Raw genomic sequence first — 25,081 nt, 5'->3', positions numbered from 1 at the left:
ATGAATATCGGCCCTTACTCTCTTCCTTCACAAGTTTTACTTGCGCCAATGGCAGGTACGAGTGATAAACCCTTTAGAATGATATGCAGAGCACAAGGTGCTGGCCTAACAACATCAGAGATGGTCGTGATGCAAAACCACCTTCTTAATTCAAATAAATCAAAACATCGACTAGACTTTACGTCAGAACAATCTCCTATTAGTATTCAAATAGCAGGCTCAGAAGCTGATGAATTAGCTGAATCAGCCAGAAAAGCGGTCGATTTTGGGGCAGATATTATAGATATCAATATGGGTTGTCCTGCAAAAAAGGTCTGCAATAAAGCTGCTGGTTCAGCTTTAATGCAAAATGAAAAACTTGTTGAAAACATTATTGAATCTGTCGTTAATGCAGTTGATATTCCTGTTACCCTTAAAATGCGCACAGGATGGAATGAAGAAAATAAAAATGCCCCCACTATCGCAAAAATTGCTGAAGATTTTGGCATACAAATGTTGGCAATTCATGGGAGAACTAGGTCACAAAAATATAATGGTAAAGCTGAATTTGATACAGTTAAAAAAATTACCAAGATGGTATCAATTCCTGTTGTTGCAAATGGTGATATAACCTCCCCAGAAAAAGCTAAAGACATATTAGACTTTACTGGTGCAGATGCCGTGATGCTTGGCCGAGCAACACAAGGAAATCCTTGGCTTGTTGGTCAGGTTAACCATTTCTTGAAAACTGGAAACAAAGCAGAAGAGACTTCTTTAGATAAAAAAATCTCACTTATCTTAAGTCATATTCTTCAAATTCATGATTTTTATGGACATAAAATGGGCACACAGCTTTCCAGAAAGCATATTTTTTGGTATTCTATGCACCTTGACCAAGAAAAAGGGACAGCATTTTGGCCAAACATTAATAGAGTGTCTGATCACTCTGAACAATATTCAATTTTTCATGATTTTTTGTATTCAATATGACACAAAGGGGTTTACAGGATTGTATCAAAGATAGTCTCGAGAAGTACTTCTTGGACTTGAATGGTGAAACATCAAATGGAGTTTTTAAGATGGTTACCCAACAAACTGAGTCAGCTACTATTAAGTTTGTCCTAGATAAAGTCAATCAAAATCAAAGCGAAGCTGCCAGAATCCTTGGCATAAACAGAGCAACCCTAAAGAAAAAAGTAAGCCTTTATAGCCTGTAAGAGTTTATAATCAATTCCTTAAAATATCTAAATTTTAATTCTTGAAAGATGTCTATTAAGCGAGCTTTAATTAGCGTTTCTGACAAAACTGGAGTAGTTGAATTTGCTCTAGGACTTTCTTCACTAGATATCGAAATTATTTCCACGGGTGGAACTGCCAAACTTCTAAAAGATAATAATATCTCTGTAATTGAAGTATCGGATTTCACAGGCTATCCAGAAATGATGTCAGGCCGTGTTAAGACTCTCAATCCAATGATCCATGGTGGAATTTTGGCTCGAAGAGGTAAAGATGAAGCTGTAATGTTAGAAAATAACATCAGTCCAATTGACTTAGTCGTTGTAAATTTATATCCTTTTCAACAAACTATTTCAAACCCAAACTGTACCCACGATGATGCCATTGAAAATATTGATATTGGTGGGCCTGCAATGCTACGCTCAAGTGCAAAAAATCATGAATCAGTAACTGTAATAGTTGATAGTGCTGATTATCAATTTATTCTAGATGAATTAAATAACAATGGTGATACTGCATTGGATACCAGAAAAGCTCTAGCGCTAAAAACCTTCGAACACACTGCACAATATGATGGCGCTATAGCAAATTATTTAGGACGTGAACAAGACGGGTTTTCAAATACCTTAAATTTGCAATATATAAAGTCTCAAACCATGCGTTATGGAGAAAACCCTCATCAGAGTGCTGCATTTTATAAGGAGACTAACCTTACAGAGGCATCTGTTTCTTCCAGTAAACAAATCCAAGGAAAACCTCTTTCCTTTAATAATTTGGCAGATGCTGATGCAGCATTAGAATGCGTTCGAGATTTTGAAGAGCCTTGCTGCGTTATTATTAAACACGCGAACCCATGCGGAGTAGCAACAAGGGAAAATATTCACTTGGCCTATCTTAGTGCTTATCAAACGGACCCAACATCTGCATTTGGGGGAATTATTGCGTTTAATCGTGAACTTAATGAAGAGACTGCTCAATCTATTACCAAGCAACAATTTGTTGAAGTAATCATTGCCCCAAGAATTAGCTCTAAAGCTAAATCTATACTATCTAAAAAAGAAAACATAAGGGTTCTTGAGTGTGGTGATCTTCAAAAGGCTAAACATACTTTTGACTATAAGAAAATATCTGGAGGCCTTCTTATTCAGGATAAAGATTTAGTTATTTTAAAATCTTCTGATCTCAAATGCGTATCTTTAATTCAGCCTACTAGCAAACAAATGCTCGACTTATTGTTTGCTTGGAAAGTTGCTAAATATGTAAAGTCTAATGCAATTATCTACGCAAAAAACCAAATGACGATTGGGGTTGGAGCAGGTCAAATGTCAAGGATCTACTCTGCTAAAATTGCTGGCATTAAAGCTGCCGATGAAAACCTTGAAGTCAAGGGATCAGTAATGGCGTCAGACGCTTTTTTTCCTTTTCGAGATGGAATAGATGCTGCCGCAGAAGCTGGAATTAGTGCTATTATTCATCCTGGCGGGTCTATGCGTGATGAGGAAGTAATTGCTGCTGCTGATGAACATGGAATAGCAATGGTATTTACGGGTATTCGTCACTTCAAACATTAATGTACAACTTTATTAACTATTAAGGGATTCTAAATGATCAAAAGTGCAGGTGAATTAATATCAGACGCTCAAACAAAAATTAATTGTGTTGATGCAAACGCAGCAAAACTTCTCTATCAAAATTCAAATAATTCTGTAATTATTGATGTTCGTGAAGTAAATAATTATGAGGAATTGAGTCTCAATGACTCGATAAATATTTCTAGAGGATTAATTGAAATGAAAATTGGCAAGCATTGTCCCAATTCTGAAACTTTAATATTGACTCACTGCGCTGGTGGCGGCCGTGCCTCACTTGCAGCTTTAACACTTCAAAAAATGGGTTACTCAAATGTTCATGCTATAACCGCAACGTTTGAAGAAATTAAAGAAATATTTGATTAAACTAAAACCTCAATCATTAAAATTAAGAATTTCCTAGTACCTTAAAGACAAACAGCTTAAACCTCCATCAAGCTTTTTGAATTCTGAAACATCGACTTCAATTATTTTAAAACCTGCATCTGAAATCCTCCCTTTTGATATTGGATATCCAGATGGAATAATTACAAATTCATTGACCCAAACACAGTTTGCCGCATAACTTTCCTCTTGTGGTATTTCTATAAAATCATAATTTTCAAAAATTGGATTACTCAGGAACTCTCCACATACTACTAACTTATTATTTTCTAGATAAGAAAGCCCAGTCTTAAGGTGAAGAACATCATTTAGCTCAACAGTTGAACCTGTTAAACCATATTTTTGCAGCAGTTTAATTGCTTGCTCAGCACCATCGATATTAGTTCGATCTGACAAACCAATATAGTAATGACTGCCCACCATCATAATATCTCCAGCCTCTATTGTTCCTGGCGCTTCAATATATTCAATATTCATAAATTCTTTTCTTAATACAGAATCTATTTGACTCACCTCATCTCTCCTGGTTGGAGCTCCTGGGCGGGTAATTATTACGCACTCTGGAGTTACTAGAGCTACGTCTTCAATAAATGTTGAATCTGGGTATTGTTCACAAGGCTCAAGAACATTAACTTCAACACCACAAGATTTCAGCGCCTCTATATAAGACTTATGCTGAATAATTGCATTATCATAATTTGGCAATCCTAGATCCTTTGAATCGCTTAATCCATTAATTAGACTCTTTCCAGGAACCCTAACAATCGCATGAGAAAACATAAATTAAACCTTAAAATCAAAAAAATACTTACTTGAGAATACCTTGGACTAGTTGCACCCAATAACTACTTCCAAGTGGAAGAATCTCATCATTAAAATCATATTCTGTATTGTGGAGCATGCAGCCACCCTCAGGACCATCCTCAGGAACTAGCCCGTTCCCAATCCAAATATAAGCACCCTCTGAGGCGTTAAGCAAAAAAGAAAAATCTTCAGAGCCCATACTTGGCTTCTCATTTCTCAAAACATTGCTACTTCCTACAACCTCTGCTGCAGCATTTGCACAAAGCTCAGCATGTTTTGGAGTATTAACTGTTGCTGGATAATTTGGCGTTGAACTGAACGTTGCTGTCGCTCCCATTGAGTGACTTATACCCTCAACAATTTTCTTAATTTTTGCTTTTACTTCATTCCCCACATCTGTTGAAAAGTATCTTAAAGAGCCAGTTAGGTTCATGTCATTTGGAATAACATTAGAGACAAAGCCTGCATCAAGCATTGTAATACTTACAACAGCAGAATCAAGAGGGGCAACATTTCTTGAAACCACACTTTGAAGTGCAGTAATAATTTGAGCTCCAATTACCACAGGGTCAACGCATTGATCTGGCATTGCTGCATGACCACCCTTGCCTTTGATAGAAATTTTGAGTGTTTCATTAGCAGCCATTACAGCCGTATCATGAACAGCAAATTGCCCTTCAGCCATTCCTGGCCAGTTATGCATCCCATATACAGCTTCACAAGGAAACTTTTCAAATATACCCTCTTCAACCATCACACGACCACCGCCACCACCTTCTTCAGCTGGTTGAAAAATAAAATGAACTGTTCCTGAAAAATTATTATTTTCTTTTAAGTGAACAGCAGCACCAAGTAGCATTGTTGAGTGACCATCATGACCACATGCATGCATCTTTCCATCATGAACTGATTTATGACTAAAATCATTTTTTTCCTGAATAGGAAGAGCATCCATATCTGCTCGAAGACCAATAACACGTCCTTCTTTTTTTCCATGAATAGTGGCTACTATTCCTGTAACTGCCAAGCCGCGATGCATTTCGATATCATTGGCCTCAAGAACTGCAGCTATATAGTCACTAGTTAGATCTTCTTTAAAGCTAAGCTCGGGATGTTTATGAATGTGATGACGCCATGTCACCATGTCTTCGTGTAACTCAGATTGTTTTTTAATAATAGACATTCTTTAGCTCCTTAGGCACTCATTCGTTGAGTCAAAAGGTGACTCTTCTATCACTATAGCTTTATACCTTTCACCCAATATCTCAATTTCAAGTTCTGTTCCAAGAGTTGCAAGTTCAAGCCTTACAAGCCCTAGAGCGAGTGACTTTTCACAGCGCCACCCATATCCTCCAGATGTAGCTCTTCCAACAACCTCGCCATCTTTATAGATTGCCTCTGAACCGCGTGCATCTGCATCAACTACTCCTAAAACCTCCAGAGTGACAAATCCATTTGAAGGCCCACGATCCTGCCACTCTTTAAGAGCAGACTTACCTATGAAATCATTTTCTTTGTCAAGCTTTACAAAACGATCAAGACCAGACTCATAAGCGGAATATTCAATTGACATCTCTCTTGGAATTAATCGGTAAGATTTTTCAAGGCGCATACTATCCATTGCACGTATGCCAAATGGTTTTATTTCAAACTCAGCTCCAGCCTCCATTAGCTGATCAAATATGTAATTCTGCATTTCAATTGGATGATGAAGCTCCCAACCAAGTTCACCAACAAAGTTAACTCTCAGGGCTTCTGCAGTTGCGTAGCCTACATTAATTTTTTTACCTGTTAGCCACTTAAAGTTATCGTTTGATAAATCAGTATCAGTCAGTTTTTGAAGGACATCACGAGACCTTGGGCCAGCTAAAACAAGCACACCAGTTTGTGTTGTAACTCGCTGGATATTCACACTTCCATCTTTTGGTGCGAGCTTAAATAAATAGTCATGATCATGCGTTTCAAATGCACCTGCTGAAACTAAATAATAACTTTGAGGACCGGTTTTATAGACTGTAAATTCCGCTCGAACCCCGCCATTTAAAGAGAGCATATGAACTAGACTAATTCTACCAATAGCTTTAGGCATCTTGTTTGCAAAGATATATTCTAGCCATTCCTCTGCTCCAGGTCCTTTAACTATACATTTTGCAAAAGCAGACATATCTAGTAGTCCAACTTTATTATTAACATGCTTGCATTCATTTCCAACATGTTCAAAATAATTAGAGCGCCTAAATGAATTTTTTTCTACAATTCGTCCATCCTCTAAAGCTGTCGCATGGTTTTTATTCATCAATACTTTTGCTGGATCTTCTTGATTTAACTCCTCTACACTCAGAGAATAATCAGCACTAGGCATGAACCAATTTGGACGCTCCCAACCATATACACTCCCAAATACAGCCCCCAAAGCTTTCATACGATCATAACAGGGTGCGGTTTTCAAGGGTCTTGCAGCACTTCTCTCTTCATCGGGATAGTGAGTTGTAAAAACATTTGCGTAAGCCTCTTCATTTTTTTCTTTCAAATATCCTCGAGTAGCATAAGGACCAAAACGACGAGGATCAACGCCCATCATGTCAACTGTAGGCTCTCCATCAACAATCCACTCAGCCAACTGCCATCCAGCTCCGCCCGCAGCAGTTATGCCAAAACTATGGCCTTCATTGAGCCAAAAGTTTTTTAGTCCTGGCGCAGGACCAACAATTGGATTTCCATCAGGAGTGTATGCAATAGCTCCGTTATATACATCCTTAATTCCTACTTCACCAAACGCAGGAACACGATTTATACAGCGATCAATATGCGGCATTATGCGATCAAGTTCACCATTAAATAACTCATATTGACAGTCGTCTTTAGGGCCATCAACATAGCATACAGGTGCGCCTTTTTCGTAAATTCCTAAGATCATTCCGCCAGCCTCTTCTCGCAAATAATAGGCTGCATCAGATTCACGTAGGACGGCCATTTCAGGAAGTCCTTGTTTTTTTCTTTCTAAAATTTCTGGATGAGGCTCTGTTACTAGAAACTGATGTTCAACAGGAATTACTGGAACATCTAAACCAACCATTTCACCAGTTTTTCTGGCAAAACTCCCTGTACAAGAGACAACATGCTCGCAGGCAATGTCGCCTTTATCGGTGGATACAATCCAGCTCTGGTCTTTTTGTTGTGTAATTCCTTCTACTAGTGTGTGCTCATAAATCTCAGCACCTCGATTTCTAGCACCTTTGCATAATGCTTGAGTTAAGTCTGCTGGCTGTATATATCCATCATCAGGATGCTGAATAGCGCCCAACAAGCCTTCCGTATTACATAAAGGCCAAACTTCTTTAATTTCTTCTGGCGTTAAAAAATTTACATTAACACCGACAGTGCTTCCAACGCCAGCATAATATTTATACTCGTCCATTCGGTCTTGAGAATTTGCAAGGCGGATATTTGATACAACACTAAAGCCAACGTTCATCCCAGTCTCTTTTTCTAGCTCATGATAGAAGTCGACTGAATATTGATGTAGTTTTCCAACTGAATAACTCATATTAAAGAGTGGCAATAAGCCAGCTGCGTGCCATGTTGAGCCAGAAGTTAAATCTTTGCGCTCAACCAATACGACATCAGTCCAACCTTTTTTTGCTAGATGGTATAGTGTCCCTGCGCCAACAACTCCGCCTCCAATAACCACCACTTGTGTTTTATTTTTCATCAAATCCTCAATGTAAACTCTAACCAAAAAAAGCGAATTATATACCTAAATTATAGCAATTACATCAATTAGTTAATGGTAGAATTTTTCAAAATTTATTCCGGCTATAATTTACTATATTTTTTGGAGAATTAGATGAATTTAACAATAAAGAAATGGCGCGATATACCAACAATGGTTATGATTAAAAAAAGCAGAAGAGAAGTTGAAAAAGTTCAGCTAGATAATCGCTTTATGGAGGCTGTTGACTCTGCAGCGTCAGTTGCAGATGCTACAGATGCTGACTCATACCTTACTGATTGGAATGATGAAATAATTGAAATAGCTGATGGCGATCTAAGAGAGCCGGTAGAAAAAAAAGCAGCGGAACTAGAAATAGAATTTTCTGATGAAGTATTATTAAGTTACGTCAATAACGGCGGTTACAAGCCTTAGCCTTTATTTATGTATATCTTCCATGCAGAAACTTTAATGTTTCCCTAACCTTTGTTTCTTTAAGAAGATAGCTGATAATGTTTTTAGGTGAATCTAAAAGCTCAGCATAATCAAGATCAGCTGGTTTTTTAGACACCTTATTATTGAAGACAACAGAAATCGTAGCCCAATGCCTGCTCAACTTATAGAAACCTAGCTTTTCTTCAAGTTGCGCTAATTTATCACTTAAATAAACATCATCATTAAGTAACAATCTTCTTGAGTCAATATACACAACGCCATCAACATGACTTGAGGCTTTATGCTCAAGCGCAAACTCTATTAGCACCATATTATCTCGATGAGCAATAGCAACAACCTCTTTTTCAGATGCTTCTTTATGATGAATAGTCGTTCCAATTGAATTATTAAAAGTGTTTCTTGCAACAATTGGTGTTTTAGTTTTAATCGAGGCCTCAATTGCTCGAGGGTGAATAACTCTTGACCCTTCATCAGCCATAGCTAACATTTGCTGAACACTGATTGACTCAAGATAACTAGAGGCCTCCACCTGTCTTGGATCACAATTTGCAATACCATCAACATCAGAAAATATTTCAACCTTCTCTGCACCTAAAGCTGCCGCTAATGCTACTGCAGAAGTGTCACTTCCGCCCCTTCCAAGTGTGCGAATATCACCCCTTTCATTAACCCCTTGAAAACCTGCTACTACTGCAATATCTCCTTGATCAAGCGCCTCAACAATGCGAGATGGATTAACATCTAATATTTCAGCATTCCCAGCATTATCATCCGTCAAAATTCCTGACTGTCTTCCATTAAATGAAACTGCAGGCATTCCGTTACAACTTAAAAGATGAGCACAGAAAGCTGAGCATAGCGTTTCACCAACGCTCATAACGAGATCTAGTTCTCTTGGATTAATATTATGACCCACATCTTTTAATAGAGCTACAAGTGTATCCGTTGCATATGGTTCACCCTTCCGACCCATTGCAGAAACTACAACCACAACTCTTTCACCAGAATCAGCATAATGTTTGATATGATTTAAGACATGGGAACGAGAAATCTCATCCCTAAGACTTGTCCCACCAAATTTCATTACTATAGGCGCAGAACTTTTTGACATTTCAATCTTCAAAAAAAAGAGGCAATTATAGCTTGTGACTTACAACATAGCAAATCAGTGCTTTATGGTTAAATTGCAAATTCACTAAACTGGAAGGTTAAAATATTAAATACCAAATGTTTGTTTAATTCCATCTAATATAAAGTCAACCGAGACCATCACCAATATTATTCCCATTAATCGTTCAATTGCAATTAATGCCCTATTACCAAGTTTTCTTCCTAGTGTTTCTGAAGAGACTAATATAACACCTGATATTAAGCAAGCAATAAATACAACAAAGGTCCATTCAACCCATCTATCTGGCTCTTGAGCCATAAATAATATAACTGCTGCAATAGCTGAGGGGCCAGCAAGCATTGGAACAGCTAGAGGAACAATAAGAGGTTCTGTTGTTTCATTGTGACCAAATAGAGGCTTAGTACCTGGGAAAATCATTCTTATAGCAATGATGAACAATATAATTCCTCCTGTAACCCCAAGTGAAGATTGTTCTATTTCTAGTATCTGAAGCAAATATCTACCAACAAACATAAAAAACAATAAAATTATGAAAGCGATTAACAGTTCACGAATAATTATTATTCTTCGTCTTTCGAGTGGTATATTTTTGAGAATACTTAAAAATACAGGGACATTCCCAATAGGATCCATAATGATAACTAATAATAAAATTGCAGCTAATATAGTCACTTAGTAAACCTTTAGGAAATAATGAATCGGGTGATTTTATACGAACAACCTTCTAAAAATTAAGTATATTTTTAAATATCAAGAAGAAACTGTATTGCAATTAAATTAGTCAGAGGTGATAATTAATTATCTGTTGTGTTCGTGCTTTGATTTATTTCCCTGAGCCGATTAAGTATAGAAAAGGAGATGAGATTGGTTGCTATTGTGTAAGCCCACCTTGAAGTGGGAAACCTGCGGTAAACATCGAACTTCCGCCTTGAACCAGAAAGGTTCAGGACAATTCAACACGGCACAATGGACCTATCTAAAGAATATTAAACTTCACTCTATTACATTACTTTACTAATTAAACAGCTTTTCTCTTAAAATCTTCATTAATGATAGAACTAAGAAGACAACTCAGACAACTCCGCAAATCCATTGATGAAAAAACCCGCAAGGAAGATGGTCAAAAAATCCTGCACCAATGTCAAAAAAATGGACTTTTCGAAAATACCAAACATATTGCAATTTTCACTCCTAATGATGGAGAAATTGAGACAGAAGATACTATTAAATTCTTAAAAAATAATGGTTGTTTTGTTTACCTCCCAATTCTCGTTGAAGAAAAACTTAAATTTGCTGAAATGGGAGAGCATTTTAGAAAAAATAGATTTGGAATCGATGAGCCAATCCATACCCCTATAATGGGCGCTAAACAAATGGACCTTATCTTTATGCCACTTGTTGGATTTGATAAAAATAAAAACCGTTTAGGAATGGGAGGTGGCTTCTATGATAAGACATTAAGTTTCAAACTGAAAAGTAAGAATTACCAAATACCAAAACTCTTTGGTCTTGCATTTGACTGTCAAGAAGTTGACCATTTGGACTCAAAGCCATGGGATGTTCCAGTTGATGGCATAGTCACTCCAACCCGCTTCATCGAGTAGCTAGTTGTTTTTGGCCTTACCGAGTGCTTGTTTTTGGAAAAATGATTTGAGAATTGGGGTCTCATCAATAATGTTCATACCAAACCCCCTAAGCCATCGAAATGACTCATTATTTTCTTTATACGCCCAATTAAGTCCTGTCATTGTTTTTGACATTAATTCATTATCTAATCGGCGCGCTCTTGCATACCTCCTTAAAACTAGGGGATCACCCAATGATTTATCGGTATTTTCAACTATCTGCTTACTAAGCTCCATTGCATCTGAAAAACCTAAGTTAGCGCCCTGGCCAGCTAATGGATGAATACTATGAGCAGCGTCACCTATTAAAGCAAGATTTGAAAGCGTATAGTCCTTAGCACTCCTAGAGACTAAGGGAAAAATATTTCTTGAGCTTTGTAGCTTTAAATCACCAAATCGATATTCAACTGCTTCAGATAAAGATTCGTTAAAGCTAGTAACATCCATCTCTTCGAGCTTATCAGCAAACTCATCTTTACAGGACCATACAATTGAAGCCTGATTTTCTGAAAGAGGCAATAGAGCAATAATACTATCTGATAAAAACCGCTGCCAAGTTGTATTCTCTAGTGACTTTTCACTAACTACATTAGCAATAATAGCTTTTTGCTTATAGTCATGTGAAGATACTTCAATATTAGTAAGACTTCTTACTTTGGAATTAGCTCCATCAGCGCCAATCACTAACTGACAAAATAAACTTTTTTTATTATCAAGGGCAACCTCATAGCCAAATTCATTTTTTATTAACTCGTCGAGTTTTGCATGAATAATTTCAACCTTGGTTTGAGCGATTGCATGATATAAAGCAGATTGTATTAAATCATTCTCTACAATGAATCCAAGATGCTCAATTCCTTCATCTTTTGCATAAAAGTTCAGGTGTCCATGAGAGTTTTGATCCCATACCCGTGTTGACACAAACCCTTGTTTTCTATTAATATCATCCCAAACATTAATAGAACTAAGAAAATCTTTTGACGATGGAGTAATTGCACTGACTCTGGTGTGGAACGAACTGCTGATCTCTGGGTTGCATTCATTTGGATCAATAATTGCAATTTTAAAGTTTTTTTTTCTTGAGAGCGCTAAAGTAAATGCAAGACCAATCATACCGCCACCAATAACGATGACATCAAATTCTTTCAATTATCCTTCCCCAGCAATAGTCATTTCACTTACCAAAGTTGAGCCCACTTTTAGATTACTTCTATTATCAAAATCATTCCCTATAGAAATCACATTCTTCAACATATCTTTTAGATTTCCAGCAATAGTAATCCCAGAAACTGGATATTGAATTTCACCCTTTTCTACCCAAAAACCACTTGCACCACGAGAATAATCGCCCGTTGTTGCATTAATACCCTGCCCCATTAAGTCAGTTACAATAAGGCCTTTATCCATGTTTTTTGTTAATTCTTCAATTCCACCGTCATAATTAGAGCTAACGCGGCAGTTGCTGACGCCACCAGCATTCGCTGTTGACTCCAATCCAAGTTGGTTTGCAGAGTATTGGCCCATTAGGTAAGTGGTCACCCTTCCATCTTCGACAAAAAACTGTTTTGATTTTAATACCCCATCTAAATCAAATGCCCTTGAGCCAAGAGTTTTTAATTGAAGTGGGTCTTCATAAATATTAATAGACCCTGGTAGGACTTTTTTTCCTAACGAGTCTAACAAGAAGGATGTTTTTTTATACTGCCTTGAGCCGCTCAGAGCTCCTAGTAATTGCGAAAATAAACCGGATGATTGTCGCGCAGTAAATATAATAGGACATTTTTGAGATTCCAAGTTACGAGAACCAAGCTTTTGTTGGGCCATTTTTGCAGCTTCAAGACCAATTATAGATGGGCTCGTTAAATCTCTAGAGTCAAGAGCAATTGCATATTCATAGCCCGTTTGCATTTCAGAGTCTCTTTTTGCTATCAAAGAGCAGTAGAGCGAATGCTTACTATTTTTTGACTTAGTGATCAGTCCATTTGAATTAGCATAATAGCTTTCGCCCTCAAAACTTGATAACTCAGCGCCATCTGAATTATCAATTTCAGTCTGCTCTAATGCAATCTGCTCACACTCTTTAGCAATCTCAATGCTTTCTTTAGCATCCAGAGTCCAAGGATGGTAAAGGTCTAAATCAGGTGCATCCCACGCCATTCTGTCCTTTGGAGCTAGTCCATTAAAGGGGTCTTCTTGGGTATATTTAGCAATTAAGCATGCAGAATCAATAGCCTTCCTTAGGCTCTCTTTACTGAGGTCAACACTTGCAGCCTGGCCTTTATTTTTCCCAATGTAAACGCTCACATCAAAACTAGTGTCTAGGCTGTATTGTAATGTTTCAACATTTGATAATCTGACTGCAGTAGAAATACCTGAGCTTTTTCCAACAGAAAACTCAAAATCTGTCACTTTATTTTTTTTAATTAGGTCAATTGCTAACTGCGTTGTTTGTTCGAGTGAATTCATAATGCTGGATTATACTAATTGATTGATAACTTTTGACAAAACAATTAAGAACTAACTTTATCTTTTGAGGGCTTAATGTCTATTTTTTTACGTTGCACTTCAAGTAAGAGAAGTCTTCGAGTATCAGTTTTTAGAACCTTAAACTCAAAGCCATGAAGGCTAATTTCACTCATTTGCTCTGGAAGATAGCTAAAACCTGAAATGACTAAACCAGCTACAGTGTCGTAATTATCACTTATGATATTACATTCAAAAAACTCATTAAACTCTACTAGAGGTGTATTGGCTTGAAGTAAATAGCGCCCATCTCCATAATCAATAATATTATCTTCTTCCTTGTCATGTTCGTCTTCAATTTCACCAACAATCTGCTCAATCACATCTTCGAGAGTTACTAATCCAGCAATCTCTCCATACTCGTCAAGAACAAGTGCCATATGAGATTTATTTTGTTGAAATTCTCTCAGCAAAACGCCTAAAGGCTTACTTTCAGGAACAGATAAAGCATCTCTAAGGTACTCTCTGTAGTTAAACTCATCCTTATTATCTTGAGCAAAGTGAGCTAGCAAGTCTTTAGCTAATACGATACCAAGTATTGAGTCCTGCTCAACATTGTGAATTGGAAAGCGGGAATGTGATGAACTGACCATGATTTGAAGCAAATCCTCAGTGGATGACTCTGAATTTATCATAATCATTTTTGATCGAGGAACCATTACGTCTCGCACTTTTAGGCTTTCGACTTGCAACGCGCCTTCAATAACAGACCTGCTATATGGATCAATAACTAGGTTTTCTTCAGCCTCTTCTAAGGCCTGCATTAACTGTGCTCGGGGCTTTAAAGTTTGAGGGAAAACCTTATCAAATAACCTATTAAATAATGGCCAACTGGGAGGTTTTTCTGCGTTCATAATTATAATGAATGGATTGTATGTTGCTTATTTTACCTTGGATTGGTTTTTTTTATTGCTTCGCATTGCTTTTCCCTCAGCTGCCCTCTCCTTACGAGCTTTTTTAGGATCAGCAACAAGAGGTCTATAAATTTCAACTCGGTCCATTTCACGAAGGATAGTATCAAGGGTTGCAAACTTTGAAAAAATACCAACCCTATCCTTTGTAAGATCAATCTGCTCAAAAACTTCAAGAATCCCAGAAGCCTCTATAGCTTCTTTTAATGTAGATCCACTTTCAACCTCAATGCTTATAAGGCTTTGCTTATTGGGCAGAGCGTAAGCAACTTCAACTATCATAAATATCGCTCATCGTTTGTGCATCATGAAAGTCAAGTCTTCCCTCATAAATGGCTCTTCCAGTTATAGCGCCCATGATGCCGTGATGCGCATTTTTCAAAAGTGCAGCAATATCATCAAGATTAGTTATACCACCAGACGCAATTATTGGAATGGAAGTGTGCTTTGCAAGATTAGCTGTTGCCTCAACATTAACGCCCTGCATCATTCCATCTCTAGCAATATCAGTATAAATAATTGAACTAACACCATATTGCTCATATTTTTTTGACAAATCTACGACATTTAAATCTGTCTGTTTAGCCCATCCCTCTGTCGCCACAAGTCCGTTATTTGCATCAAGTCCAACAATAATTTTATCTGGGAATTCTCTACATAAATTAGACACAAACTCAGGCTTTGTTACAGCCATGGTTCCAATAATAAGATAGCTTATTCCAGCATCAATATAGGCACTAGCAGTTTTTAAATCACGAATCCCTCCACCAATTTGGACAGGTAAATTTGGAAATTTTTTTGTGATTTCATTAACGCACTTTGCATTAACTGGCTTACCTTCAAACGCACCATTAAGGTCAACTAAGTGAAGTCTTCTTGCACCCTCATCGACCCATTTAGCTGCCATCTCTGTTGGGTTATTAGAAAAAACCGTACTATCTTCCATCAACCCTTTTCTAAGGCGAACACATTGACCATCTTTTAAATCGATTGCAGGAATTATAAGCATAGACTTTTTAATTTAATTGACAACTATATTATATGCACCTTAATCCGCCAAATGATTTCTTTAAATAGCAATACAGGCAAATTTAGCTAGCAAAAATCTAAACTGGTTGAAGCTCTTCAAGACTCCAGCGAGGCTTAATTGATATTTCGTAATGGTCATTAGTCTGCCCAGCAAGAAAGCGGTAGTGACCGGCTAAAGCAATCATAGCACCATTATCTGTACAAAAATCAAGTGCTGGATAAAAGACATTGGAACCAAGTTTCTCAGTCATTTCATTTAAGGATTTACGTAGTGAAAGATTAGCACTAACTCCTCCAGCCACAACCAAAGTTTTAAACCCAGTATATTTGAGCGCACGGCTGCATTTAATTGTTAGCGTTTCAGTTGCAGCAACTTCAAAAGCTTTTGCAATATCTTCTTTTTCATTTGGAAACTCAATAAATGTATTTTTAGCAAATGTCTTTAAACCACTAAAACTAAAATCAAGGCCTGGCCTATCTGTCATTGGTCTAGGAAAGATAAATCTATCTTTAACGCCTTTCGTTGCAAGTTTAGCAAGTGCAGGACCACCAGGATAACCTAAACCAAGTATTTTTGCGGTTTTATCAAAAGCCTCACCAACTGCATCGTCTAATGATTCGCCAAGGATTTTATATTCACCTATTCTGGTAACTTCGACAAGTAAAGTATGGCCACCCGAAACCAGAAGCGCTACAAATGGAAACTGTGGCTTATCAACCTCCAATAAAGGAGCTAAAAGATGGCCCTCCATGTGATGAACTCCAAGTGCTGGAATTCCAAGCCCCCAAGCTAGGCTCTGAGCAATAGAACCTCCAACCAATAAAGCTCCGGACAATCCTGGTCCAGCGGTATAGGCTATGCCTGTAAGGTCCTTTAATTGAATGTGACTATCACTAAGCGCTTCCTTAATCAAAGGAAGGGCTCTTTGAATATGGTCTCTCGAAGCTAGTTCTGGAACCACGCCCCCATATTCAGCATGTAAATCAACCTGAGAAAAAAGTTTGTGCGAAATAAGGCCTTTTTTACTGCTATAAATTCCTATTCCTGTTTCATCACATGAGGACTCAATCCCCAATGTAATTAAATTTTTATTAGCCACCTGCCGTTTCACCTAAATACACCTTCTTTACCTCTTCATTTGCCAAGATAGAATCTTTCCCGCCTTGCGCAATTATCTTTCCAGCGCTTAAAACATAAGAGTGATTACAAGTATCAAGCATTTCTCTATAGTTATGATCAGTAATCAGAATACCAATTCCCTTATCTCTGAGCTGATAAATAATTTCTTGTATATCACCAACAGATATTGGATCTATTCCAGCAAAAGGCTCATCAAGCAAAATAAACTTTGGATCCATCGCTAAGGCTCTAGCAATTTCTACCCTTCTCCTCTCACCACCAGACAAGGTAATACCTTTAATATGACGAACATGTTCAACCTTAAATTCAGACAAAAGCTCTTCGAGTCGACGAGCTCTATCCTTTGGTAAGATTGATTTATTCATTTCAAGAACAGCCATGATGTTATCTTGGACGCTTAATTTTCTAAAAATTGAAGGCTCTTGTGGAAGATAACCAATACCAAGATTAGCTCTCTTATGAATTGGCATATGGCCTATACTTTTATTGTCAAGAATGACCTCGCCTTTACTCGATCTGACTAGCCCACACGCAATATAAAAACATGTAGTCTTACCTGCACCATTAGGGCCCAAAAGGCCAACAATTTCTCCAGCACTAACCGAAAATGAGACGTCATTAACGACTACTCGTCTTGCGTATTTTTTGTAAAGATTTTTTACTTCTAATTTATGTTGTGACATTCTATTTCAATGCGTTAATACTGTTGACTATCTTACCCTAAATGTATTCAATATTCTTGGAGCTATAGAGCTCCTTGGTGCCGTTTTCTGTTAAAACTTTTAATGCGCCTTGGTTGGAAATTCCTACCACCTCTCCCTCAAAAGATTTGCCAAATTCTATTGATTTTAGCTTTGCACCTTTAAGCATATCGTATTGATCCCATTGAGAAAGTAGGTGCGACAAACCATTTAATTTAAAATAAGCTGACATGGATAAGATATTATTAATAATTAATGCTGTAAGTTCATGAATATCTGGCAATTTCTTGGCAATTTTTGAAAGATCAATCCAAGGAATATCACAGAACATTTCTTGCTCTAAATGATAGTTAAGACCAACCCCAATAGTGACAGATTGAGACCCTTCCTGAATACTGTTTTCCAACAAAATTCCTGCTAATTTTGCTCCCCTAAAATAAATATCATTAGGCCACTTAATTTTAAACCCATCAATTCTACATTCTTTCTCCAAAGCCCTAATAATTGCCAAACCAACAACTAAACTTAAGCCGCTTAAATTAATATCAATTCCAAATGTTTGACGAATTGAGAGAAGAATACTGCCATCTTTCTGAGACAACCATTCTCTACCATGCTGTCCCTTTCCCAGAGTTTGCTCTCGCGTGACACATAGCTGCGTTATATTAGAGCTTGGCAAACTATTTAGAAAGGAGCTAGTACTCTCTAGAGAATCAAAATAATGACACTCTAGATCATCTCCAATCAGGCTCTTTAGAGAAGAATAATGATCCATGTAAATATGAAAATAATTAAAGAGATTGAAACCGCTGCTGATGCAACGTCCTTAGCAAAGCCTGATAACTCATGCTGCTCAAGACTAATCCTGTCAACAACAGCCTCAATTGCTGAGTTTAGCATTTCAACAATCAAAACTATAAATATAGGCGTAATAAGAAGTACTTTTTCAACTGGTGATTCGCCAAGCCAGTAACCAAGAGGTGTCAGCACAACTGCCAACCACACTTCAAGTCTAAAAGCATATTCAGACTGATAGCAAGCCTTAAAGCCTTTTGCAGAATAGATTGAAGCAGACCAAAGTTTTTTAATGCCCGTAGGCTTGTTATTTTCTTTCATAAAGTTCGTATTATCCAGAATAGTCTCATTTAGATAGTTACAATAGTTTGTTAAAATATTACTATCGATTTTACAATAAAAAAAATTAGCGGTTGCTTATGAAAATTGCACTTGGTGTTGAATATTTAGGTACGGATTTTCATGGATGGCAAATCCAAAAATCTGGCCTGAGAACAGTCCAAGGTGTTGTTGAGCCTGCTTTATCTAAGATAGCAAATCACCCTGTAAGAGTATTTTGTAGTGGCAGAACCGATGCTGGCGTTCATGCACAAGAGCAAGTCATTCATTTTGAAACTCAAACGAGTAGGACCGATGGAGTGTGGCTCTTTGGAGGTAATGCCAACCTACCAAGTGATGTAAATTTTAAATGGGCTAAGGAAGTTAGTGATGATTTTCATGCAAGATTTAATGCACACGCACGCTCTTATGAGTACAAAATTCACCATCATCCTGTTAGGTCATCACTAAAGACTGGCTATTATTTATGGGAGCCCAGGTCCCTTAACATTGATGACATGAGAAAAGCAGCGGCTTTTTTGGTCGGTGAGCATGACTTTTCATGCTTTAGAGGAAGCATGTGCCAAGCAAAATCTCCTATTAAGATAATCGAATATCTTCAAATTGATGAAATAGGTGACGATCTAATTATTAAGGTTAAAGCAAATGCTTTTCTGCATCACATGGTTCGCAATTTAGTAGGAACACTTTTAAAGGTTGGCAGGGGAGAGGAAAGTACTGAATGGATGCTATCAGTATTAGCCAGTAAAGATCGAAAAGAAGCGGGTCCAACTGCAGAACCGCAAGGCCTCTACTTTATAAAAGCTCACTATCAAAATATATAATTATCTTATGTCATTAGAAATTTACCTGAACCATTACTCTAATTCTCCGCTTAAAAGCGTCATCAAGGCTATAGATGAATCCGCTAAAAAATCATTTGAAGAAGCATCACCGATTCCAGCTGCAGCAAACCACTCTGTCGAATTTTATAATCATGAACAAGAGCGGATTTTCAATCAGGAATGGATTTGTATTGCTCGTACTGATGAGGTTCCAAATACTGGCGATTTCCTGACCCATGACATAGCCGGCACTCCTGTGGTAATTATTCGACAAGAATCTAACGAGATTCTGGGATTTGTAAATGCCTGTGCCCACCGATTTACTTGTCTTGTACCAAAATTAGCTGGCAATGCTTTTGCTTTTACCTGTCCTAATCATGCATGGACATATGGGCTAGATGGGTCCTTAAAGCATGCGCCATTTATGGAGATGAAGACTAATTTTGATATTGAAAAGCATCATTTAAAAGCTCTTCTTATCGAGATCTGGGAAGGATTTATCTATATAACGTTAGCAAAAAACCCTAATAAAAAAGTTTCCTCTGCACTTGAGGGTTTACGTAAAAATATTGTTGGTCAATATGACATGGGTAGCTATCAAACTATAATACGTGAGAGCATGTCCTGGGATGCAAACTGGAAAAACTTAATTGAAAATTTTACTGAGAGTTATCATGTTCCAATTGCGCATCAAAAAACATTTGCTAATCACAAAAAACCTATAGAAGACTATATCTGTGGTGAGGATAGTGATCATTATTGCTATCATTACGCCCCCCAAGAGTCAGAAAGTGGTCCTGGCTCTGCCCACCTGAATAATACCAAACTGAAAGGTAAATGGCGTCGTACGATGGTTGATTTTTGTATTTTTCCTAACCACTTGGTTACCCTTATGCCAGATTATTTATGGTGGGTTTCAGTTATGCCAGATGGCATTGGATGCTTTAAAGCAACTTGGGGGGTGGCCGTTCCACCAGAAATATTGGCAGAAGTTCCAACAGCAGAATATGGCGCTTGGGTATTGCAAATGGCTGACTACATGAATACTGCAAATAGTGAGGATAAAACTCTTGTTCAAGGCCTTTATCGTGGTTCAAGCTCTCAATTATTACCCAAGGGAACTCTTCATCCAATTGAGAAAAATCTTTGGCAGTTCACTAAGTATCTTTCAAGAATATCCAGTTAATGCATCACTAAAAAATGAATCTAATTTTGAAAATTTAGCTAAAGTAAAAACACTTATTGTTGCTCAACCTCATTATTACTATCTTCTAGCTCTTGCCAAACATATTTCAAGGCATCCGCTCTTAAATCAAAAAATCGATTATCGCCAAATCGCTTTTTGAAGCCAGAGCGAAACAACTCTGCTTCTAATCTTTCAGTTCTAGCAAAAAGAATTTCAACTCCTGAATTTGAGCATGTTTCAACTAAGCCAGATAAAACTTGCTCACCAGATGCATCAACCTGAACAATTGAAGCCACATCAACAATAATGTATTTTAATTCTTCATTATTTTTAGCAATTAATTCAAGCAACTTAGTTTCAAAATATGCTGCATTAGCAAAATAAAGCGACCCACTCCATTTTGCAACTTTAACAACATTGCTAGCTTCATTTGAGTCATCCGCAAACCTTGAGGCAATAATCGAGCCGTGTTCAACTGATAATTCAGAAAAATTTGGCTCCATAGTTCTATATAAAAATAATCCTAGAGACATAATCACCCCAAAAGCGATACCGTTTTCTAAATTCGGTGCAAAAACTAGAGTCATCACAAACGTTAATAAGCCAACCAGTCCATCATGCTTCTCAACCTTCCATGCATGCTTAAGCGGAGCAAAATGAATCAAACTTGCTACTGACATTAAAATAATAGCAGCAAGAGTAGCGAGGGGAAGATGATAAAGCAAAGGCGTCAGATAAAGAATAGTTATACCAACAATAGCTGCTGTTACTACGGATGAGAAGCCAGTAACTGCACCTGCAGTTAAATTAACCGCTGAACGCGAAAAAGAACCTGAGACAGGGTAACCCTGAAAGAAGCTTGCAGTAACATTTGATAGTCCTTGACCTATAAGTTCCTGATTCACATCTAGGCGCTGCTTCGTCGAAGCTGCCATAGACTTAGCAACCGATATTGCCTCCATAAAGCCAATTAATGAGATTGTAATTGCATAGACAAATAATGTTCCCATAACATTAAAGTCGAATCGAGGTATCTTAAAGCTAAACAAACCATTTATGTTTATTGAATTTACAATGGCCCCTCCCATCCCTTGATAATCAATCAAGAATGAAGCTGCTGTTGACAGAACAGCTACCGTAAGAATCGCAGGCAGTCTAGGGAAAAAACGCTGCAATATTAAAATTCCAACAACGCCCATTAACGCCATACCTAATGTAGGAAGATGGGTGAAATAAAGTGCAGCTTCAAGAAGTCTGGCAATAGTTTCATAGCTTTGGTCTGCGTTACAAATCGTATGAAGGCCTCCAACATCTACACTCTCAACTCTTTCAGGAATAGAAAGTGCTTGGCAAGCACTTACCCAATCCGAATCATTTGAACTTATAACCCTTATACCAAAAACTTTGGGTAGCTGAGATGCTCCAATAATAATTGCAGCTGCACTTGTAAATCCAGTTACTACAGGGTGTGACAAAAAATTAACTACAAAACCTAGCCTAAGAACGCCTAATAAAAACTGAAATATTCCTACAATTAGCGCCAGTAATGCTGCATAAACTGCGTAGCTCGATGGATCAGTAACTATTTCCCCAAGTGCGGCCGCCGTTAACAAAGATACAACCGCAACTGGACCTGTAGAAAGCTGTCTGGATGACCCCATAACTGCTGCAACTAAGACTGGCAAAAATGCAGCATAAAGACCATATTGAGGGCTTAATCCAGCTAACTGTGCGTATGCCATTGATTGAGGAACGATTACAAAACCAACAGTAAGGCCGGCTAAAATATCCGCTTTCAAAGTTTTGGGATTGCTTAAATCTTTAATCCATAACAAAAATGGAAAGAGTTTTGTTATCCAGCTCATGAAATATGTTTCTGAAGTTTAGTATTTAAAATTTAAGTCTACCAAACTAAAACAGTCAGACAAGAGATTTTTAATTAAACTTATGAAAATTACACTATATTAAAAATCTTCATCCCAATCAACAATAATTTGCTTAGTTTCTGGATTAGTAGAAATTAAAAATGGCTCAATATAGGGAATCCAATATTCTTTTTTGCCTTTGGTGACTAAAACATTGTTTGATCCTGTCTCAACAAAGTAATCAACTACGCCTAATTTTTCATTGTGCTGGTTAATTACCTCAAAACCAATCATTTCATACCAATAATGCTCACCTGGATTGAGCTTAGACAGTTGTTCTTTATCGATATATATATCTTTTCCAATAAATACCTGAGACTGTTCTCGATTATCAACATCCTTAATATGGGCAACAATCGTTTTGGACTGCTCGCGGCCATTCGTTACCTCAATTTTTTCATAGACCCCGTCACTCAAGAAGTACCATGGTTGATAGCTTAGAATATTTTTTCTTGGATCAGTATAAGACAAGAGCTTTACCCAGCCCTGTAAACCAAAAAAGCCATTAATCTTTCCGACTAATAGCTTTTTATCGTCTAAATGAGGCGCTTTTGACACCAAATTATTTTTCTGCAGGCTTCTCTTCAGCTACTGGAGCTTCTGCTGCGGCTTCTTCTACTGGAGCTTCTGCTGCGGCTTCTTCTACTGGAGCTTCTGCTGCGGCTTCTTCTACTGGAGCTTCTGCTGCGGCTTCTTCTACTGGAGCTTCTGCTGCGGCTTCTTCTATTGGAGCTTCTGCTGCGGCTTCTTCTACTGGAGCTTCTGCTGCGGCTTCTTCTACTGGAGCTTCTGCTGCGGCTTCTTCTATTGGAGCTTCTGCTGCGGCTTCTTCTATTGGAGCTTCTGCTGCGGCTTCTTCTACTGGAGCTTCTGCTGCGGCTTCTTCTACTGGAGCTTCTGCTGCGGCTTCTTCTACTGGAGCTTCTGCTGCGGCTTTAGCTGCTGCTGAAGCAGCTTCTGCCGCTTCTTTAGCCTCTGAATCTGCTTTAGCTTTTTCTTCAGCTGCAATTTTTTTAGCTTTATCATCAGCTTTAGCTGCATGTTTGGCTAATTGTTTTTCACGAATTGAGGGATCTCTGTATTCTTTCACAAGCTGTTTTACGCGATCAGAAATCTGTGCGCCTTGTGAAATCCAATGTGACAGTCTGTCTTCTTCTAGTTGAAGCCTGACTTCTTGTCCGCGAGCAACTGGATTAAAGAATCCAATACGCTCAATGTAACCACTATCTCTTCTCTTTCTAGAGTCAGTTGCTACAATCGAATAAAAAGGGTTTTTCTTGGCTCCACCTCGGGCTAGTCTAATCTTAACCATGGGTTTTTTGCTCCTTTTAGATTGTTGAAATATTAAGGCGAGAAATTATATCAGTTTTAAATGTCACGTGCCAAATTAATCGCATTACCAATATAATTCATTGGGGTTAACTTACGAAGCTCTTCTTTAGCCTCTGCGGGGATTTCCAATGTATTTATAAAGTCATCTATTATTTTGGAATCAATTTGCTTGCCGCGAGTCAAATCCTTAAGTTTTTCATAAGGATTTTCAACGCCATACCTTCGCATAACTGTTTGAATTGGCTCCGCTAAAACTTCCCAAGCTTTATCCAAGTCCTCAGTTATCTTGCTCTCGTTAACTTCTAACTTTCCAATGCCCTTAGATATCGATGCATATGAAATTAAACTATGGGCGCAGCTAACACCTAAGTTTCTTAATACAGTAGAGTCTGTTAAATCTCTCTGCCACCTTGAAATTGGAAGTTTTGTTGCAAAGTGATCACCAACTGCAATCGCTAAACCTAGATTTCCTTCAGCATTCTCAAAATCAATTGGATTAACTTTATGCGGCATAGTCGATGAACCAATCTCTCCCTCAATTGTTTTCTGAGTGAAGTAGCCTAACGAAATGTAGCCCCAGATATCACGACAAAAGTCAATTAGAATTGTATTAAAGCGATTTAATGCATGAAAATACTCAGCAATATAGTCATGCGACTCAATTTGAGAACTATAAGGCGCAAAATTTATACCAAGCTTTTCAATAAAATCCTTTGAAACATTTTGCCAATCAATTTCTGGGTACGCGCTTACATGGGCATTAAAATTTCCAACAGCGCCATTAAACTTGCCCATTATCTGAACTGCACTAAGCTGGTCAATTTGCCTGCTTAGTCGATAAGAAAAATTTGCCATCTCTTTACCAAGAGTGGTTGGTGATGCAGTTTGACCATGGGTTCTAGAAAGCATTGCAACTGCTGCATTATCTTTTGCTAGTTTTGTTATTAAACTTAGCGTGGCATTCATTTCTTCAAGAAGGACAAGCCTTCCATTTTCTAGCATTAGTGCATGCGACAGATTATTTATATCTTCTGAAGTGCAGGCAAAGTGAATAAATTCACTTACTTTTTGAAGCTCAGGGATTGAGGAGACTTTTTCTTTAAGGAAGTATTCAACAGCCTTAACATCATGATTAGTAGTTCTTTCAATTTCTTTTATTGATTTAGCATCTTCTAATGAAAAGTTATCTGCAATAGCCAGAAGAGCTGCATTAGATTGAGGGCTAAATTTTGGAACTTCTGAAATATGAGGGTTGTTTGACATTGCTTCTAACCATCGCACCTCAACAAGAAGTCTATACTTTATTAGCCCAAATTCACTAAAAATTGCTTTAAGTGGGCTTGTTTTATCGCTGTAACGACCGTCAATGGGTGAAATGGAAGTGAGGTTATTAAATGTCATAATACGAACTATTGCTTTAAAAAATTTAAGCTTTCATATTAAAAAGGATAAAATTAT

At 37.7% G+C, this 25,081-nt stretch carries 26 protein-coding genes and 1 other RNA gene; 9 read left to right on the top strand and 18 right to left on the bottom strand.

Annotated features, from left to right (window positions below; translation table 11 throughout):
* The 4 genes from dusB to ABXT49_RS01170 are packed head-to-tail and all read left to right on the top strand — an operon-like array spanning position 1 to position 3,170.
* Positions 1-969, top strand: coding sequence for a tRNA dihydrouridine synthase DusB (dusB, locus tag ABXT49_RS01185; RefSeq protein ID WP_416652444.1), 969 nt, complete (start codon positions 1-3; stop codon positions 967-969).
* Entirely contained in the window at positions 966-1,196 is a 231-nt protein-coding gene (locus tag ABXT49_RS01180; protein WP_416652443.1) for a helix-turn-helix domain-containing protein, read from the top strand. Before dusB ends, ABXT49_RS01180 begins: the two co-directional genes overlap by 4 nt.
* 48 nt (positions 1,197-1,244) lie before the next feature.
* Positions 1,245-2,786, top strand: coding sequence for a bifunctional phosphoribosylaminoimidazolecarboxamide formyltransferase/IMP cyclohydrolase (gene purH, locus ABXT49_RS01175; RefSeq protein ID WP_416652442.1), 1,542 nt, complete (start codon positions 1,245-1,247; stop codon positions 2,784-2,786).
* Between the two features lie 33 nt (positions 2,787-2,819).
* A complete protein-coding gene (locus ABXT49_RS01170) occupies positions 2,820-3,170 on the top strand; it encodes a rhodanese-like domain-containing protein (RefSeq protein ID WP_416652440.1) in 351 nt (116 codons plus the stop codon).
* Positions 3,171-3,203: 33 nt separating this feature from the next.
* Here ABXT49_RS01170 and ABXT49_RS01165 read toward each other — a convergent pair whose 3' ends face one another.
* The 3 genes from ABXT49_RS01165 to ABXT49_RS01155 are packed head-to-tail and all read right to left on the bottom strand — an operon-like array spanning position 3,204 to position 7,704.
* Entirely contained in the window at positions 3,204-3,968 is a 765-nt protein-coding gene (locus ABXT49_RS01165; RefSeq protein ID WP_416652438.1) for a dimethylarginine dimethylaminohydrolase family protein, read from the bottom strand.
* 28 nt (positions 3,969-3,996) lie between these two features.
* A complete protein-coding gene (locus ABXT49_RS01160; protein ID WP_416652437.1) occupies positions 3,997-5,175 on the bottom strand; it encodes a M20 aminoacylase family protein in 1,179 nt (392 codons plus the stop codon).
* 3 nt (positions 5,176-5,178) lie between these two features.
* The gene (locus ABXT49_RS01155) at positions 5,179-7,704 is read right to left on the bottom strand and encodes a GcvT family protein (protein WP_416652436.1); all 2,526 of its coding nucleotides are present in this window, start codon (positions 7,702-7,704) and stop codon (positions 5,179-5,181) included.
* Between the two features lie 135 nt (positions 7,705-7,839).
* Between ABXT49_RS01155 and ABXT49_RS01150 the strand changes: the two genes are divergently transcribed.
* The gene (locus ABXT49_RS01150) at positions 7,840-8,139 is read left to right on the top strand and encodes a virulence factor (protein WP_416652434.1); all 300 of its coding nucleotides are present in this window, start codon (positions 7,840-7,842) and stop codon (positions 8,137-8,139) included.
* Positions 8,140-8,146: 7 nt separating this feature from the next.
* Here ABXT49_RS01150 and ABXT49_RS01145 read toward each other — a convergent pair whose 3' ends face one another.
* Both ABXT49_RS01145 and ABXT49_RS01140 read right to left on the bottom strand, forming a co-directional pair.
* The gene (locus ABXT49_RS01145) at positions 8,147-9,271 is read right to left on the bottom strand and encodes an aspartate kinase (RefSeq protein WP_271537747.1); all 1,125 of its coding nucleotides are present in this window, start codon (positions 9,269-9,271) and stop codon (positions 8,147-8,149) included.
* Between the two features lie 105 nt (positions 9,272-9,376).
* On the bottom strand, positions 9,377-9,964 hold the full coding sequence (locus tag ABXT49_RS01140; protein ID WP_416652433.1) for a MarC family protein: 588 nt from the start codon (positions 9,962-9,964) through the stop codon (positions 9,377-9,379).
* A 124-nt stretch (positions 9,965-10,088) separates the two neighbouring features.
* Between ABXT49_RS01140 and ssrS the strand changes: the two genes are divergently transcribed.
* Both ssrS and ABXT49_RS01130 read left to right on the top strand, forming a co-directional pair.
* Positions 10,089-10,269, top strand: a non-coding RNA gene (ssrS, locus tag ABXT49_RS01135) — 6S RNA.
* Positions 10,270-10,341: 72 nt separating this feature from the next.
* Entirely contained in the window at positions 10,342-10,896 is a 555-nt protein-coding gene (locus ABXT49_RS01130) for a 5-formyltetrahydrofolate cyclo-ligase (protein WP_416652432.1), read from the top strand.
* Here the strand turns inward: ABXT49_RS01130 and ABXT49_RS01125 are convergent, their stop codons facing one another.
* The 9 genes from ABXT49_RS01125 to ABXT49_RS01085 all read right to left on the bottom strand — a co-directional run bounded on the left by ABXT49_RS01125 (position 10,897) and on the right by ABXT49_RS01085 (position 18,338).
* Positions 10,897-12,066: an FAD-dependent monooxygenase gene (locus ABXT49_RS01125; RefSeq protein WP_416652430.1), complete on the bottom strand. Its 1,170-nt coding sequence runs from the start codon at positions 12,064-12,066 to the stop codon at positions 10,897-10,899.
* Entirely contained in the window at positions 12,067-13,383 is a 1,317-nt protein-coding gene (gene pmbA / locus ABXT49_RS01120) for a metalloprotease PmbA (protein ID WP_416652428.1), read from the bottom strand. It lies immediately after the preceding gene.
* 44 nt (positions 13,384-13,427) lie between these two features.
* Positions 13,428-14,294 carry an HlyC/CorC family transporter gene (locus ABXT49_RS01115; protein WP_416652426.1) on the bottom strand — a complete coding sequence of 289 codons (867 nt, stop codon included), beginning with the start codon at positions 14,292-14,294 and terminating at the stop codon, positions 13,428-13,430.
* Positions 14,295-14,321: 27 nt separating this feature from the next.
* Positions 14,322-14,633 carry an RnfH family protein gene (locus ABXT49_RS01110; protein ID WP_416652424.1) on the bottom strand — a complete coding sequence of 104 codons (312 nt, stop codon included), beginning with the start codon at positions 14,631-14,633 and terminating at the stop codon, positions 14,322-14,324.
* On the bottom strand, positions 14,623-15,360 hold the full coding sequence (hisA, locus tag ABXT49_RS01105; RefSeq protein WP_416652422.1) for a 1-(5-phosphoribosyl)-5-[(5-phosphoribosylamino)methylideneamino]imidazole-4-carboxamide isomerase: 738 nt from the start codon (positions 15,358-15,360) through the stop codon (positions 14,623-14,625). The genes ABXT49_RS01110 and hisA overlap by 11 nt, the downstream gene beginning before the upstream one ends.
* 97 nt (positions 15,361-15,457) lie before the next feature.
* Positions 15,458-16,480, bottom strand: coding sequence for a tRNA (adenosine(37)-N6)-threonylcarbamoyltransferase complex transferase subunit TsaD (gene tsaD / locus ABXT49_RS01100; protein WP_416652421.1), 1,023 nt, complete (start codon positions 16,478-16,480; stop codon positions 15,458-15,460).
* The gene (gene lptB / locus ABXT49_RS01095) at positions 16,473-17,204 is read right to left on the bottom strand and encodes an LPS export ABC transporter ATP-binding protein (protein ID WP_416652419.1); all 732 of its coding nucleotides are present in this window, start codon (positions 17,202-17,204) and stop codon (positions 16,473-16,475) included. The genes tsaD and lptB overlap by 8 nt, the downstream gene beginning before the upstream one ends.
* Positions 17,205-17,241: 37 nt before the next feature.
* Positions 17,242-17,997, bottom strand: coding sequence for a biotin--[acetyl-CoA-carboxylase] ligase (locus ABXT49_RS01090; RefSeq protein WP_416652416.1), 756 nt, complete (start codon positions 17,995-17,997; stop codon positions 17,242-17,244).
* A complete protein-coding gene (locus tag ABXT49_RS01085) occupies positions 17,976-18,338 on the bottom strand; it encodes a diacylglycerol kinase (RefSeq protein WP_416652414.1) in 363 nt (120 codons plus the stop codon). The genes ABXT49_RS01090 and ABXT49_RS01085 overlap by 22 nt, the downstream gene beginning before the upstream one ends.
* Before the next feature lie 98 nt (positions 18,339-18,436).
* Between ABXT49_RS01085 and truA the strand changes: the two genes are divergently transcribed.
* Both truA and ABXT49_RS01075 read left to right on the top strand, forming a co-directional pair.
* On the top strand, positions 18,437-19,180 hold the full coding sequence (gene truA, locus ABXT49_RS01080; protein ID WP_416652413.1) for a tRNA pseudouridine(38-40) synthase TruA: 744 nt from the start codon (positions 18,437-18,439) through the stop codon (positions 19,178-19,180).
* Between the two features lie 7 nt (positions 19,181-19,187).
* Complete coding sequence (locus tag ABXT49_RS01075; protein ID WP_416652411.1) at positions 19,188-20,366, top strand: SRPBCC family protein; 1,179 nt, start codon at positions 19,188-19,190, stop codon at positions 20,364-20,366.
* 53 nt (positions 20,367-20,419) lie between these two features.
* Here the strand turns inward: ABXT49_RS01075 and ABXT49_RS01070 are convergent, their stop codons facing one another.
* The 4 genes from ABXT49_RS01070 to purB all read right to left on the bottom strand — a co-directional run bounded on the left by ABXT49_RS01070 (position 20,420) and on the right by purB (position 25,024).
* A complete protein-coding gene (locus ABXT49_RS01070) occupies positions 20,420-22,231 on the bottom strand; it encodes a SulP family inorganic anion transporter (protein ID WP_416652409.1) in 1,812 nt (603 codons plus the stop codon).
* Positions 22,232-22,330: 99 nt separating this feature from the next.
* Positions 22,331-22,849, bottom strand: coding sequence for a ribosome maturation factor RimM (gene rimM / locus ABXT49_RS01065; RefSeq protein WP_416652407.1), 519 nt, complete (start codon positions 22,847-22,849; stop codon positions 22,331-22,333).
* Positions 22,850-22,853: 4 nt separating this feature from the next.
* The gene (rpsP, locus tag ABXT49_RS01060) at positions 22,854-23,603 is read right to left on the bottom strand and encodes a 30S ribosomal protein S16 (protein ID WP_416652405.1); all 750 of its coding nucleotides are present in this window, start codon (positions 23,601-23,603) and stop codon (positions 22,854-22,856) included.
* A gap of 56 nt (positions 23,604-23,659) precedes the next feature.
* Entirely contained in the window at positions 23,660-25,024 is a 1,365-nt protein-coding gene (gene purB / locus ABXT49_RS01055) for an adenylosuccinate lyase (RefSeq protein WP_416652403.1), read from the bottom strand.
* Between the last annotated feature and the right edge of the window lie 57 nt (positions 25,025-25,081).

This window comes from Candidatus Pseudothioglobus sp. Uisw_086 (assembly GCF_048085745.1).
GTDB lineage: Bacteria > Pseudomonadota > Gammaproteobacteria > PS1 > Pseudothioglobaceae > Pseudothioglobus.
Note: the sequence above shows the minus strand (reverse complement) of the source record. Positions and strands in the feature narration are given on the sequence as shown.

Coding starts and splice junctions, on each gene's coding strand:
- ABXT49_RS01110 (WP_416652424.1), bottom strand. CDS start 14,633: ATGATAGTTGAAGTTGCTTACGCTCTGCCCAATAAGCAAAGCCTTATA.
- ABXT49_RS01075 (WP_416652411.1), top strand. CDS start 19,188: ATGTCATTAGAAATTTACCTGAACCATTACTCTAATTCTCCGCTTAAA.
- ABXT49_RS01070 (WP_416652409.1), bottom strand. CDS start 22,231: ATGAGCTGGATAACAAAACTCTTTCCATTTTTGTTATGGATTAAAGAT.
- truA (WP_416652413.1), top strand. CDS start 18,437: ATGAAAATTGCACTTGGTGTTGAATATTTAGGTACGGATTTTCATGGA.
- ABXT49_RS01170 (WP_416652440.1), top strand. CDS start 2,820: ATGATCAAAAGTGCAGGTGAATTAATATCAGACGCTCAAACAAAAATT.
- rpsP (WP_416652405.1), bottom strand. CDS start 23,603: ATGGTTAAGATTAGACTAGCCCGAGGTGGAGCCAAGAAAAACCCTTTT.
- dusB (WP_416652444.1), top strand. CDS start 1: ATGAATATCGGCCCTTACTCTCTTCCTTCACAAGTTTTACTTGCGCCA.
- ABXT49_RS01130 (WP_416652432.1), top strand. CDS start 10,342: ATGATAGAACTAAGAAGACAACTCAGACAACTCCGCAAATCCATTGAT.
- purB (WP_416652403.1), bottom strand. CDS start 25,024: ATGACATTTAATAACCTCACTTCCATTTCACCCATTGACGGTCGTTAC.
- lptB (WP_416652419.1), bottom strand. CDS start 17,204: ATGTCACAACATAAATTAGAAGTAAAAAATCTTTACAAAAAATACGCA.
- purH (WP_416652442.1), top strand. CDS start 1,245: ATGTCTATTAAGCGAGCTTTAATTAGCGTTTCTGACAAAACTGGAGTA.
- hisA (WP_416652422.1), bottom strand. CDS start 15,360: ATGCTTATAATTCCTGCAATCGATTTAAAAGATGGTCAATGTGTTCGC.
- pmbA (WP_416652428.1), bottom strand. CDS start 13,383: ATGAATTCACTCGAACAAACAACGCAGTTAGCAATTGACCTAATTAAA.
- ABXT49_RS01180 (WP_416652443.1), top strand. CDS start 966: ATGACACAAAGGGGTTTACAGGATTGTATCAAAGATAGTCTCGAGAAG.
- ABXT49_RS01115 (WP_416652426.1), bottom strand. CDS start 14,294: ATGAACGCAGAAAAACCTCCCAGTTGGCCATTATTTAATAGGTTATTT.
- ABXT49_RS01145 (WP_271537747.1), bottom strand. CDS start 9,271: ATGTCAAAAAGTTCTGCGCCTATAGTAATGAAATTTGGTGGGACAAGT.
- ABXT49_RS01090 (WP_416652416.1), bottom strand. CDS start 17,997: ATGGATCATTATTCTTCTCTAAAGAGCCTGATTGGAGATGATCTAGAG.
- ABXT49_RS01150 (WP_416652434.1), top strand. CDS start 7,840: ATGAATTTAACAATAAAGAAATGGCGCGATATACCAACAATGGTTATG.
- ABXT49_RS01085 (WP_416652414.1), bottom strand. CDS start 18,338: ATGAAAGAAAATAACAAGCCTACGGGCATTAAAAAACTTTGGTCTGCT.
- ABXT49_RS01160 (WP_416652437.1), bottom strand. CDS start 5,175: ATGTCTATTATTAAAAAACAATCTGAGTTACACGAAGACATGGTGACA.
- ABXT49_RS01155 (WP_416652436.1), bottom strand. CDS start 7,704: ATGAAAAATAAAACACAAGTGGTGGTTATTGGAGGCGGAGTTGTTGGC.
- ABXT49_RS01165 (WP_416652438.1), bottom strand. CDS start 3,968: ATGTTTTCTCATGCGATTGTTAGGGTTCCTGGAAAGAGTCTAATTAAT.